The sequence below is a fragment of the Mucilaginibacter aureus genome, from assembly GCF_053514885.1.
Genome location: NZ_CP170601.1, coordinates 3,243,404 through 3,257,101, shown reverse-complemented (window position 1 = coordinate 3,257,101; position 13,698 = coordinate 3,243,404). Strand labels below are relative to the sequence as shown.

8 protein-coding genes are annotated in these 13,698 nt (G+C 42.9%); 5 read left to right on the top strand and 3 right to left on the bottom strand.

Annotation, left to right across the window (positions count from 1 at the left end):
* Positions 1 to 51 precede the first annotated feature (51 nt).
* From ACFGVR_RS13910 to ACFGVR_RS13900, 3 genes are read right to left on the bottom strand one after another with little or no spacing between them, the layout of a single operon-like run.
* The gene (locus ACFGVR_RS13910) at positions 52 to 3,243 is read right to left on the bottom strand and encodes an efflux RND transporter permease subunit (protein WP_448697903.1); all 3,192 of its coding nucleotides are present in this window, start codon (positions 3,241 to 3,243) and stop codon (positions 52 to 54) included.
* Positions 3,244 to 3,261: 18 nt separating this feature from the next.
* Positions 3,262 to 4,434, bottom strand: a complete 1,173-nt coding sequence (locus ACFGVR_RS13905) for an efflux RND transporter periplasmic adaptor subunit (RefSeq protein ID WP_448697902.1) — start codon at positions 4,432 to 4,434, stop codon at positions 3,262 to 3,264.
* 13 nt (positions 4,435 to 4,447) lie between these two features.
* Positions 4,448 to 5,716 carry a TolC family protein gene (locus ACFGVR_RS13900; RefSeq protein WP_448697901.1) on the bottom strand — a complete coding sequence of 423 codons (1,269 nt, stop codon included), beginning with the start codon at positions 5,714 to 5,716 and terminating at the stop codon, positions 4,448 to 4,450.
* Positions 5,717 to 6,116: 400 nt separating this feature from the next.
* Between ACFGVR_RS13900 and spt the strand changes: the two genes are divergently transcribed.
* The 5 genes from spt (at position 6,117) to ACFGVR_RS13875 (ending at position 13,674) form a co-directional block, all read left to right on the top strand.
* On the top strand, positions 6,117 to 7,322 hold the full coding sequence (spt, locus tag ACFGVR_RS13895) for a serine palmitoyltransferase (RefSeq protein ID WP_448697900.1): 1,206 nt from the start codon (positions 6,117 to 6,119) through the stop codon (positions 7,320 to 7,322).
* Between the two features lie 70 nt (positions 7,323 to 7,392).
* Positions 7,393 to 8,511, top strand: coding sequence for a GNAT family N-acetyltransferase (locus tag ACFGVR_RS13890; protein ID WP_448697899.1), 1,119 nt, complete (start codon positions 7,393 to 7,395; stop codon positions 8,509 to 8,511).
* Entirely contained in the window at positions 8,508 to 9,497 is a 990-nt protein-coding gene (locus ACFGVR_RS13885) for an NAD-dependent epimerase/dehydratase family protein (protein WP_448697898.1), read from the top strand. Before ACFGVR_RS13890 ends, ACFGVR_RS13885 begins: the two co-directional genes overlap by 4 nt.
* Before the next feature lie 39 nt (positions 9,498 to 9,536).
* Complete coding sequence (locus tag ACFGVR_RS13880) at positions 9,537 to 10,862, top strand: inositol-3-phosphate synthase (RefSeq protein WP_448697897.1); 1,326 nt, start codon at positions 9,537 to 9,539, stop codon at positions 10,860 to 10,862.
* Positions 10,863 to 11,127: 265 nt separating this feature from the next.
* Positions 11,128 to 13,674, top strand: a complete 2,547-nt coding sequence (locus tag ACFGVR_RS13875; protein ID WP_448697896.1) for a DUF5686 family protein — start codon at positions 11,128 to 11,130, stop codon at positions 13,672 to 13,674.
* Positions 13,675 to 13,698 lie beyond the last annotated feature (24 nt).

The following is a 13,698-nucleotide window of genomic DNA, read 5'->3' as shown; positions in this document are numbered from 1 at the left end:
AACAAAAAAGGAGCTTAAATTTAAGCTCCTTTAATATCCTGGTATCAAAACCTATACATGGTCGTCTTCATTCGGGTCAGGTACATAATTAGCATGCAGTTCGTCCAGCTTCTTTTTACCGTAAGCCAGTTTGGTGATCAGCACAAACAACACCGGCACTATAAATATCGCCAGTAAAGTTGCCGAAAGCATACCGCCCAATACGGTAAACCCAATAGTTTGCCGTGCCTGTGCACCCGCCCCCGAAGCAAATACCAGCGGCAATACACCCAATATAAACGCCATCGATGTCATGATGATCGGTCGCAGCCTTAAATGCACTGCGGTCAGCGTTGCTTCTATCACTTCCACACCGCGGTCAACACGCTCTTTGGCAAACTCCACGATCAGGATGGCATTCTTAGCTGCCAAACCTATCAGCGTGATCAAACCGATCTGCGCGTAAACGTTATTGGTTAAGCTCGGCACAAGAGTAAGGGTCAATATCGCGCCAAACGCACCAAGCGGCACAGCCAGTAACACCGAAAACGGTACCGACCAACTCTCGTACAACGCCGCCAAAAACAAAAACACAAACATGATCGACAAGGCAAAAATGTACACCGTTTTCGATCCTGACAGTATTTCCTCGCGGCTCAAGCCCGAAAACTCATATCCATAGCCTTGCGGCAGGGTTTTAGCCGCCACATCTTTCAAAGCGTTTAAGGCATCACCACTGCTGTATCCCGGTTTAGGGTTACCGTCAATTTCGGTAGAACGAAACAGGTTAAAGTGCGATATCAGCGGAGCGCTCTCAATTACCTTATAACTTGTTAACGAGCTTACCGGTATCATTACACCGCTTTTGTTGCGCACAAAAAACTGGTTCAGGTTTTCAATTTTGTTACGATACCCGGTATCGGCCTGCTCCATTACCCTGAAATTACGACCGTAAATGGTAAAATCGTTAACATACAAACTACCCATATAAGTTTGCAACGCGTTACCCACATCGGATATACTAACACCTAATTTTTTACATTTCTCCCGGTCTATCTCCAGGTTATAGCCTGGTGTCTTCGCGGTAAAAAACGTAAACGCCTTGGCAATTTCCGGCCGTTTATTTATTTCACCTACAAAGTTTTGCACTACGTTTGAGAAGGTCTTGATATCCGAGCCTGCTTCGCGCTGCTCTAAGTTAAAGGCAAAACCGGCGGTGGTACCTAAACCCGGTATGGCCGGTGGTGCAATTACAACCACATTAGCCTCTTTAAATTTGCCAGAGAGCTTTTTTTGCAGTGTAGCAAGCAGGCCGTTGTTGCCCAAAAGCTTATCCCCGTCCTTTGAACGGTCGTCCCAGGGTTTAAGCTGGCAAAATATCGTACCACTGTTTGACTTAGAAGCAAATGAAACCACATTTAAACCACCCAAAGCAGCATAATGGCCAATGGCTGGCACACTGTCCAAAACATGCATCATTCTGTTCAGCACATCAACGGTTTGTGTGGTTGATGATGCCTCCGGGATATCAAAGGTGATATAGATACGGCCATCATCCTCCGTAGGGATAAAACCCGATGGTTTGCCCCTGAATAGCATAAACGCGCCGATAAATATTCCCAGCAAAATAATGATCACAACCCTGGAGTGTTTGATACCTCTGCCTACGCCTTTTTGATAACGACTGGTAACCCTGCCGAACCATCCGTTAAACACAAAGAAAAAATGATTAAGGCCTTTGGATGATTTATCCAGTTTCATCGGCCTTAATATCAGCGTACATAAAGCCGGCGTTAACGAAAGCGCCACAAAAGCCGATATGATAACCGATATGGCGATAGTGATGGCGAATTGCTGATATAAACGACCAACGATTCCCGGAATAAAACCTACCGGCACAAATACCGCTGCCAATATCAGCGCAATGGCAATTACCGGGGCGGTGATATCGCGCATGGCATGGATGGTTGCCTCTTTGGGATCCATACCCTTTTCATCAATATAGTGCTGCACCGCCTCAACCACAACAATGGCGTCGTCAACCACAATACCGATGGCCAGTACGAAACCGAACAGGGTTAAGGTATTGATGGTGAACCCCAGCGGGAAAAAGAAAATGAAAGTACCGATGATGGAAACCGGGATGGCCAGCACCGGGATCAATGTTGCGCGCCAGCTTTGCAGGAACAGGAACACCACCACGATCACCAATGCAAGGGCTATCAATAAGGTAACCACCACCTCATGCACCGAAACTTTTACAACGGTTACCGATTCGAACGGAATCACATAAGCTACATCCTTCGGGAATTTTAGCTTAAGATCCTCCATCGTGGCATACACATTTTCGGCAGTAGTGATCGCGTTGCTGCCCGGCGCCTGGTAAACCAGCAGGTACGAGGCATGTTTGCCATCAACATACGAGTTGTTGGCATAGTTAAATTTGCCCAGTTCTATCCGTGCAACATCTTTCAAATAAGTAACTGCTCCCGTGGTTGGGTTTGTTTTCACAATTACCTTCTCAAACTCTGCCGGGTTAGCTAAACGTCCCTTTACAAACACCGAGTATTCAAACACCTGCGAATTGCTTTGCGGCGGCGCACCTACCGTACCCGCTGCTATTTGTGCGTTTTGTTCGGTTATCGCCTGGGTTACCTCGGCTGCGGTTATGCCCAACTGCGAAAGCTTATCCGGCTTGAGCCACACCCGCAAGCTAAAGTCATCCGCACGGGTTACCACGTCTCCTACTCCTTTGGCGCGCAAAAGCGCGTCTTTAACAAATACGTTGGTATAATTATCTATATATTGCACACTGTGCGTACCACTGGGCGCATACATTGCTACCAGCATTAATATACTGGGATTACGTTTTTTTACCGTCATGCCCAAACGCTGCACTTCCTGGGGCAGCGTTGGCGTGGCTATACTTACCCGGTTCTGCACATCCAGCGTAGCAATGTTAATATCGGTACCAACTTCAAAATTAACCGTCATGCTCATGGCGCCGCTGCTGGTGCTGTTACTGGTCAGGTAGGTCATGCCCGGGGTACCATTAACCTGCACTTCTATTGGCGTAGCTACGGTTTGCTCTACCGTTTGCGCATCCGCGCCGGTATAGTTCCCGGTAATTTGTACCGTAGGCGGCGTAATTTCGGGATATTGACCTATAGGCAGCGTAGTAATAGCCAATGTACCAACAATTACGATCACTAATGATATAACAATAGCGGTTACGGGCCTCTTTATAAAAACTTCTGATATCATGGTGTAGCGTCTTCTAAATTATTTTTGTGCCGGTTTTTTAGGCATACCTACCTGTATGCGTCCGCCATCGCGTAAGCGTTGCAACCCATCGGTAACCACCTGATCTCCTTCTTTTATTCCCGAAAGGATAACTATATTGGTATTGATCTGCTGCCCTATTTTTACCTTGTATTGTTTAGCAACGGTATCAGGTATCATTTTAGTAGTGTCTTTAGGTGATTTCATGGTGCTATCCCGGGTCACAAATACAAAATACTCACCCATCTGCTCCACAACAGCCTTGTACGGGATGATCACCTGCTGGCCCGATTGGTTATTCAGCGCCTGTAAAGTGCAGCTCATTCCGTCAACCAGTTGTTTTTGGGGGTTCGGAAATTGTATCCTCACTTTAATAGTTCCCGATTGGTTGTCCACTCCCCTGTCAACTACTAAAATTTTTCCGGGCTGCGGATAGATCGTGTTATTGGATAATTTCACCCTGAAAGCCGAATCGGCATTAACGGCGCCTTTGCTTTTCATTTGCTCAAACCTCGAAACGCTGTTTTCATCCACAACAAAATCAACTGCTATCGGGTCTTCGCTCGATACCGTATTCAGTACGGTGGTACCTGGTGTTACCTGGGCTCCCAACTTAACCTGCGATATGCCGATACGGCCCGTAAACGGTGCTTTGATGATCGAATAATCCAGGTCGGTTTTGGCCGAATATACTGCTGCTTTAGCAGCTTCAACCTGGCTTTGGCTTGATGCCAGCGTAGCATTTGCATTATCAACCAATTGCCTGGCTACGGCATCCTGCTTTAAAAGCTGGTTATAGCGGTCGGCATCCTTTTGCGCGCGTACTAAACCGGCCTCGGCATTAGCCTGGTTAGCTTTAGCCTGCATATAAGCGGCCTGGTATTTACGGCGGTCTATCTCGTATAATGCTTGCCCCTTTGTAACCACATCACCTTCCTTAAAAAATATACCTGTTATAAAACCATTTACCTGTGCACGTAGTTGTACACTGTTTAAAGCCACTACCGTGCCCGGATACTGATCGTAAAACACAGCGCTTACTTTTTGCGCGGTGGCCAGGTTAACAGGGGTTGGCGGAAGCGGGGCGGCAGTGGTTTTCACTTCTTGTTTACAGGCTGCTGCAAACATTAAAAGTATTGCCGTACCAGGTATAAAAATGTATCGTCTGTTCATTGTTGTGTATGTATTAATATTGTACTGATAAGGTTCCGAGTGCTTTTTGCAGATCTATTTTTGTTGAAAGGACGTTAAATAACGCATTGTAATAATTAAGTTCGGATGTGCGCAGATCACTTTCGGCATTGATCACATTCAGGTAGGGTTTAATGCCTTCGCGATACTGCAGGTACACCACATTATAAACATCTTTGGCCAGCGCCACGTTTTCGCGCAACACCCTGTAATCATTATAGCTGCTCTTATACCCCGCTAATGCCTGGGTGTATTCGGTGTTGATCAGGTTACGGGTATTTACAATATCCAGGTCGATACGATCAATCTGTAAACGGGCTTTGCTTACATTTTTCAGGCGTTTGGTACCCGTAAATATGGGTATAGCCACATTTAACCCTACAAGCGAATTTGGAAATGAACGGCTGTACAGGTCGGGCAGATTTTGATTAAAATATGCCATGTTATAACTGCCAAACGCCGAAAGCGATGGTAAAAAGTTCCACCGGTAATAATCAACATTTAAATTATCCAGTGCTTTTTGGGTTTGCAGCTGCTTATACTCAATACGGTTATTTACATCCAGTAACTGCAAAGTGTCAATCGCCGTTTCACGTTCCAATTGGGTAGAATCGTATGCCAGCTCAATAGATTTTTGAGGCGCTAAACCCATTAATTGTTTTAAAAAGGCTATTTTACTTTTAATAGCCTCTTCAGCCTGCTTTTTACTGGCCAGCTCGTTATTTAATGCTATCGTAGCCTGTTTATAGTCTATTTTGTCAACTACACCGGCCTGGTATTGTGCATAAGCATCTTTTAAGCTTCGCTGTAAGCGTAAAATATCTTCATTAATAATAGCCAGTTGCCGCTGCGACAGCAGCACATCATAAAATGCTTTGCTTACATCGGCTACCACATTGATCTGGGTACCCTGGGTATTTTGTTTATAATACTGCCTGCTAAATTTAGAAGTACGCGCGGCAAGGGCCACAGTATTGTTATATATAACCTGGTTACCTGTTAACGATAGCGTTGATGAGTTAGGCACTCCGCTGGTAACAAAAGTTCCGTTAAAGGGTTGCTGCGGCAACTGGAAATAGTGCTGCCCGGTGGCGGTGGCATTAATTTGCGGCAGCCAGTCGGCAAGTGCTATCCCGATGTTTTTTTCGTTAATCTCTTCATCAATCATGGCCTGCCTGGTGGCGGGTTGATTTTTTAAAGCAAAACCTATACATTGTGGTAACGAAACTGTAGTGGGCAGGCTGTCGGTTTTAATTTGTGCCAATAAACCAACAGGTAAAAAAATGGAACAACATATTGTAACAAAAAGCAGGAATAGGCATCTTTTCATAGTCGAATTAACTTTCATCGCAAATTAAATTTATTAAATTTGATTTGTTTTGCGGTTTCCGGAAATAACGACAAATACGTCATGGAAATGCATTGATATTAAAGCATATCACAATAATTTTACAAAAAGATTATTTTATCATAACCAGAGCGGATATCGTTATATTAAAGTAAAAAAAGAAGAATCATTTGATTTTTGACAAATAAAATTGATTAATTTGCCAGACGGAATTTAAGTACATATACACAGTATTGTTAAAAAAATATAAACAGATTAGACGTATATTAGGATTTTCGTGGTATTTTTACAAAAATTTTAAGTAGGGTTAACATACATGGGTAAAAAACTACATGAGAAGATTGCGCAATTTCAAGACGCAAACTCCATCAAAGAGAAAGGTATCTATCCTTACTTCAGGCCAATTGAGTCCGCTCAGGATACTGAAGTAATCATCAACAACAACCGCGTATTAATGTTTGGTTCAAACTCGTATTTGGGTTTAACCAACCATCCAAGAATTAAAGAAGCATCTAAAAAAGCTATCGACAAATATGGTACAGGCTGCGCCGGATCAAGGTTTTTGAACGGAACATTGGATATCCATGTTGAGTTGGAGGAGCGCCTTGCCCGCTATGTAGGTAAAGAAGCCAGTGTTATTTTCAGTACAGGTTTCCAGGTAAACCTGGGTGTACTGTCATGCATTACAGGCCGCAACGATTATTTGATCTTAGACGAATATGACCACGCCTCAATTATTGACGGCAGCCGGTTATCGTTTTCAAGAGTGATCAAATATGCGCACAATGATATGGACGATCTGCGCTCAAAATTGCGTAATCTTCCTGAAGACGCGGTGAAACTGATCGCTGTCGACGGCATTTTCAGCATGGAAGGCGATATTGTTAAATTGCCTGAAGTTGCCGAATTAGCCAACGAATTTGGCGCTAATATTATGGTTGACGATGCGCACAGTTTAGGTGTTATCGGTCACAAAGGTGCGGGTACTGCTTCGCATTTTGGTATGAATGATGATGTGGATCTCATTATGGGCACCTTCAGTAAATCATTCGCATCATTAGGTGGTTTTATCGCTGCCGATAAAGAAACTATCGAGTACATTAAACACAAGGCACGCTCGCTGATCTTTAGCGCCAGCATGACCCCGGCCTCGGTAGCCAGCGTTATTGCCGCTTTAGATATTATTGAAAGTGAGCCGCATCACATTGAAAACCTTTGGAAAAATACGCACTACGCTACACGCTTACTGCTTGAAGAAGGTTTTGATATCGGTGTAACCGAAAGCCCGATATTACCTATTTACGTTCGCGATAACGACAAAACATTTATGGCCACCAATATTTTACAACAAGACGGTGTGTTTGTAAACCCGGTTGTATCGCCTGCCGTTCCTTCAGATATGTCTTTACTACGCTTCTCGCTGATGGCTACACACACTTTCAGCCAGATTGAAGAAGCTGTTGATAAAATATCAAAAGCCTTTAAACAGGTAGGTGTAACCAGCATCAAAGAAAAAATATAAAACCACTCCGCGCGTTTTAATTATAAATTTCCTTTTATAGTTAAAACGCGTTTGTTTTTACCTAAGTTTTATGAAGAAAGTAGTTCCGGTACAGTCTAAAAAAGATCTTGCAGCTTTTATTGATTTTCCGCACGATCTGTATAAAAACGACCCGAATTACGTTCCCGAACTGTTTATCGCCCAGCGCGATCTGCTCACTACTCACCCATTTCATCAGCACAATACACTGCAAGGTTTTTTAGCTTACGATGGCGACAAAATAGTTGGCCGTATTGCCGCAATTTTAAATAACGCACACAACCAGTTCAATCATCGTAATGATGGTTTCTGGGGTTTTTTTGATTGCATTAATGATCAGGAAGTAGCCGACATGCTTTTTAAAACGGTAACCGATTGGCTAAAAGCAAAAGGCATCGATCAGAAACTGATAGGGCCAACCAACTTTTCAACCAATGAAGCCTGCGGGTTGCTGATTGAAGGTTTTGACAGCCCTCCGTTTTTAATGATGACCTATAACGCGCCTTACTACGAACAGTTAGTTGAAAAAGCGGGTTACTCCAAACAGGTCGACCTGATAGCCTGGCACTGGGATGGCGATGGTTACGATGACAAATCGGTACGATTGCTTAACGCTTTGCAGGAAAGATTAAAGCGCAACAATATCATCATCCGCAAGGTTGATCTTAAAAACTTCAAATCGGAGGTTGAAAAACTCCGCACAGTATATAACTCTGCCTGGGATAAAAACACCGGCTTTGTGCCTTTAACCGATGCTGAGTTTGATTACCTGGCTAAAGACCTGAAACTGATACTCGACCCCGATTTTGCACTGGTTGCTGAGCAGGATGGCAAAATAGTGGCCTTTGGTTTGGCGCTGCCTAATTACAACGAGATTTTCCATACTATTAAACGCGGCCGCTTATTCCCTACCGGAATATTTAAGCTGCTGCTGAACAAAAAGAAGATCAAAAGTTTGCGCATATACGCTTTAGGTGTTGTGGATGGCTATCGCAAAATGGGTATCGAAGCCTGCCTTTACGGTACCATCATTAAAGAGTACAAACGTAAAGGCCTAACCCACGCCGAAGCCGGATGGACGCTGGATAATAATACCCTCATCAACGAGGCTATCATCGCTATCAAAGGCGATCCGTATAAAAAATATCGCATCTACGAAAAACAGATATGAGGGAGCGGGTTTTAATAAGCGGCGCGAGTGGGTTTGTTGGCTATCATTTAATTGCCGAAGCACTCAAAAACAACCTCGATGTATTTGCGGCGGTACGTAAAACCAGCAAAACCGATCATCTCAAAGAGTTCGATATTCAATACACCTATCCTGATTATACCAGCGTTGAAGCTTTAAAAGCCGAATTGGAAGAAAAGCAGTACGCCTATATCATTCATGCTGCAGGTATAACTGCCGCCAAAACAGAACGGGAGTACAATACCATCAATGCCGATTATACCTATAATCTTGCACTGGCGGCATCACAGGCTAATATCCCGTTAAAAAAGTTTGTTTTTTTAAGCAGCCTTGCGGCGCTGGGCCCTTTACCAACAGTGGAAGGCCTTATTGACGAAAATACTGTACCTGTACCCGTAACAGCTTATGGCAAAAGCAAACTATTAGCCGAACAAAAACTTGCTCAGTTAACCTCACTCCCGCTGCTCATTTTACGCCCCACCGCAGTATACGGCCCGCGCGACGAAGGCATTTTTATCATACTCAAAACATTCAGTAAAGGTTTTGAGCCATATATTGGCAAAGCCGCGCAACAATTAAGCTTTGTATATGTTAAAGATTTAGCCAACGTCACCGTAAAGGCTTTATTTAGCGATTTGGCACAAAAAACATACAACGTAAGCGATGGTAAAGCTTATGATCGTTATGCGTTGGCCGATCTGACAAAAAAGATATTGAACAAAAAGACACTTAAAATTCACTTACCGGTTGCCGTAATTAAAACCCTGGCAGGCATAATGGAACGAATTTATGCCAACAGCCCAAAGACACCGGCATTGAATATTGAGAAGTTAAATGAGCTTACTGCGGCTAACTGGATCTGTAGTATCGATAATGTTACCCGTGATCTGCTTTATTTACCTGAATATGACCTTGAGCGGGGATTAACAGAATCTTTACAATGGTACAAGTTAAACCATTTACTTTAATTTGCACTTTTATATTTTATTAAGTTCTATTTACATCTTATGAAGAATAACATAAAACCAGCCGAAGGTAAATTAGGTATTCTGATCCCGGGTTTGGGCGCAGTAGCAACTACGCTTATTGCCGGTGTTGAAGCCGTAAAACTTGGCATTTCGCAACCAATAGGCTCATTAACACAAATGAGCAGCATCCGTTTAGGTAAACGTACCGAAAACCGTTATCCTAAAATTAAAGATTTTGTTCCACTGGCTAATTTAAACGATATTGTTTTTGGCGGCTGGGATGTTTACGAAGACAACGTATTCGAGGCAGCATCAAATGCTAAAGTTTTAGAAGCAGGCTTATTGCATTCGGTAAAGGCCCCGTTAGAAGCTATCAAGCCAATGAAAGCGGCCTTTGACCACAACTATGTTAAAAACCTGACTGGTACGCACATTAAGGAGTTTACTACCAAGATGGACCTGGCCGAGCAGGTAATGAAGGACATTACCGACTTTAAAGAAAAAAACGGTTGCGACCGTATCGTGGTGATCTGGTGCGGATCAACCGAGATCTATTTCGAGGAGTCAGAAGTTCACCAAACCCTTGCCGCTTTTGAACAGGCTTTAAAAGATAGCGACGACCGTATCGCGCCAAGCATGATTTATGCTTATGCAGCCTTAAAATTAGGTGTACCGTTCACCAACGGCGCTCCTAACCTAACGGTTGATATCCCGGCATTGATCGAGTTATCAAAATTAACCGAAACACCGATAGCAGGTAAAGATTTTAAAACCGGCCAAACTTTAATGAAAACCATTTTAGCACCCGGATTAACTGCACGTGCTTTGGGCGTAAAAGGCTGGTTCTCTACCAATATTTTAGGTAACCGTGATGGCCTGGTATTGGATGATCCGGATAACTTTAAAACTAAAGAAGTATCGAAACTGAGTGTGCTGGAAGAAATTTTTCAACCCGAAATCAACCCCGAGCTTTACGGCGACCTGTACCACAAAGTACGTATCAACTATTATCCGCCACATGGCGATAACAAAGAAAGCTGGGACAACATTGACATTTTTGGCTGGTTAGGTTACCAGATGCAGATCAAGATCAACTTTTTATGCCGCGACTCTATTTTAGCAGCACCGGTTGCTTTAGACCTTGCCTTGTTTATGGACCTGGCTAAACGTGCCGGCATGAGTGGCATTCAGGAATGGTTATCGTTCTACTTAAAATCACCTCAAACAGCTCCGGGTTTAAAACCTGAGCACGATATTTTTAAACAGCTCATTAAACTGCAAAATACCTTAAGGCACATGATGGGCGAAGATCTGATCACCCACCTGGGTCTGGACTACTACCAAGATCTGGTTGAGTCGATGTAAATACCAGTAAAAACAGGTTATTAAAAAGGCAGCCTATAGTTTGTAGGCTGCCTTTGGTATTTATAGTTGACATTTCATCAATAGCTTATCCGCATTACAATTATCCCTCCGTACTTCCGTTAATAGTCTGCTTAACAAAACACCCAATATTTGACTTTTTAATAACATTTGCATTTAATCAATTGATTAACTTCGCAACGTTTTTATTTTAATGACGACTTAACAATCGCTGTTATGATAAGTCTAAATGCTGTAGCACATATAAATGAAGCACTTTATACTCTCTTTTTTTATTTTTATAAGCATTGCTGCGCGTGCACAAACGCCGCAAACTACAGTTGTTAGAGGCGTAGTAACCGATGCCCATAACAACCAGCCGCTGCCTTTTGTAAGCGTTGCTTTTAACGGCAGCACAACCGGTACTTTAACCGACGCCAACGGTAAATACACATTACGCACCATTAAACCTTATACGCAGCTTAAAATATCGTTTATTGGTTATAAAATTGTTATCCGCAACATTACAGCCGGTACAGAGCAAACTGTAAATTTCAGGCTGCAGCAGGAAGGTAAAACCCTGAGCGAGGTTAGCATCAGCTCGGCTAAAAAACAAAGATACCACAATAAGGATAATCCGGCGGTCGAACTGATCCGGAAGGTTATCGCCCATAAAAACCAAAACCGTTTGCAGAGCTACAACTACGCCGAATACCAGCAATACGAAAAACTACAGTTCTCTTTCAGCAACCTATCGAGCAATATCAGCAATAAAAGGATCTTTCGTAAATATAAATTTCTGTTAGATAACAGGGACAGCTCAACTATGCCCGGCAAATCACTGCTGCCTGTTTACCTGGATGAAAAATTAACACAAAACTATTACCGCAATGATCCTAGGGCCAAAAAGACGGTAATTTTGGGCGAGAAGAAAGTGAACTTTGGCAGTTTTATTGATGATGAAGGCTTAAGTACCTACCTCAACAGGATGTACGCGGAAGTAGATATTTATTCCAACAACATCTTTTTGATGACCAACCAGTTTTTGAGCCCTATTTGCGATGAAGCACCCACATTTTATAAATTTTTTATTACCGATACCGTTACCGATGGCGACAAAAAACTGATTGAGCTAAGTTTTACGCCGCGTAATACCACCGACATGCTGTTCGAGGGCGAGATATACATCACCCTGGATACCAATTATGCGGTACAGAAAGCCAAGCTATCCATTAATAAAAACATCAATCTCAACTGGGTGCAAGATATGTATGTTAACCAGGAGTTTGAGAAAAATGCCGATGGAAAATATATTTTAAAGAAAACAGACATGATGGCCGATTTTGGTGTCACTAAAAATGGCAAAACCGGCCTGTTTGGTGAAAGAACGCTGTCTTATCGCGATTATATTATTAACAAACCACGGCCCGATACCATCTATCATAAAACAGATGCTTTACCACCCGAAGGTTTCGACAAAAGATCAGAAGATTTTTGGGTACAGGCACGTAGTACCGATACCTTAACAAAAGCCGAATCAAAGGTTTATAAAAACATCGACAGCCTGAAAAGTATGCCATCGTTCAGGCGGACAATGGATATAGCCTCCCTTTTATTAGCCGGCTATAAATCGTTCGGCCCCTTTGAGATTGGCCCGGCCAATGCATTTTACAGCTTTAATCCGGTAGAAGGTTTTAGATTGCGCTTTGGCGGAAGAACCACGCCCGAACTAAGTAAACGTTATTATTTTGAAACTTACGCGGCTTACGGCTTTGGCGATCATAAATGGAAGTATTTTGGCAGCGCCACCTACTCCATCAACAACAAAACCATTTATCGTTTCCCGCAAAATTACGTAAGGGTAAGCGTACAAAAAGATACCAAGATACCGGGTGCCGAGCTGCAATTTGTACAGGAAGATAACTTTTTGTTATCATTTAAACGAGGTGTGAACGATAAATACCTGTATAACGATTATTACCGCGTTGATTATGTAAACGAATTTGAAAATCACTTTTCGTACACCCTTGGTTATAAATACTGGAAACAGGCGCCTGCGGGTTCTCTTGAATTTATTAACAATATTAACAACACGCCGAACATTGTTCCCGATCTCACCACATCCGAATTATCAGTACACCTGCGTTATGCTGCTCACGAACAATTTTTACAAGGTAAAATATACCGTATAACCATCCCAAGTAAATACCCCATCTGGAATGTGGATTATACTGCCGGCGTGAAAGACTTGTTTGGTGGCCAATACAATTATCAGCGTTTACATGGCCGGGTTGACAAACGTTTTTATTTATCTCAGTTAGGTTACGCCGACCTGACTGTTGAAGGCGGATATACCTTTGGGCAAGTGCCGTTCCCTTTGTTAACCATACACCGGGCTAACCAAACCTACTCTTACCAGTTAGACTCGTACAACTTAATGAACTTTTTAGAGTTTGTAAGCGATCATTATATCGGTTTCCATATTGACCAGTGCTTCAACGGGTTTATTCTAAATAAGGTACCATTATTTAAGCGTTTAAAATTGCGCGAGTACATATCGTTCAAAGCTTTGTACGGTGGTGTCCGTAGCGAAAACAACCCGGCTCTGCACCCCGAATTGCTGGAATTTCCAAAAGATGCCGATAATACACCTTTAACTTATGCCCTTAATGGGGTGCCTTATACCGAGGGTAGTATCGGCATAGGTAATATTTTTAAATTTTTCCGTGTCGACCTGGTTGAACGATTCAATTATCTTGACAATCCAAATACAATACGTTTTGGTGTAAGAACACGGGCCACATTTGATTTTTAATTAACTTTGCAGCCTGAAACATTA

Coding starts and splice junctions, on each gene's coding strand:
- ACFGVR_RS13910 (WP_448697903.1), bottom strand. CDS start 3,243: ATGATATCAGAAGTTTTTATAAAGAGGCCCGTAACCGCTATTGTTATA.
- ACFGVR_RS13905 (WP_448697902.1), bottom strand. CDS start 4,434: ATGAACAGACGATACATTTTTATACCTGGTACGGCAATACTTTTAATG.
- spt (WP_448697900.1), top strand. CDS start 6,117: ATGGGTAAAAAACTACATGAGAAGATTGCGCAATTTCAAGACGCAAAC.
- ACFGVR_RS13890 (WP_448697899.1), top strand. CDS start 7,393: ATGAAGAAAGTAGTTCCGGTACAGTCTAAAAAAGATCTTGCAGCTTTT.
- ACFGVR_RS13885 (WP_448697898.1), top strand. CDS start 8,508: ATGAGGGAGCGGGTTTTAATAAGCGGCGCGAGTGGGTTTGTTGGCTAT.
- ACFGVR_RS13880 (WP_448697897.1), top strand. CDS start 9,537: ATGAAGAATAACATAAAACCAGCCGAAGGTAAATTAGGTATTCTGATC.
- ACFGVR_RS13875 (WP_448697896.1), top strand. CDS start 11,128: ATGAAGCACTTTATACTCTCTTTTTTTATTTTTATAAGCATTGCTGCG.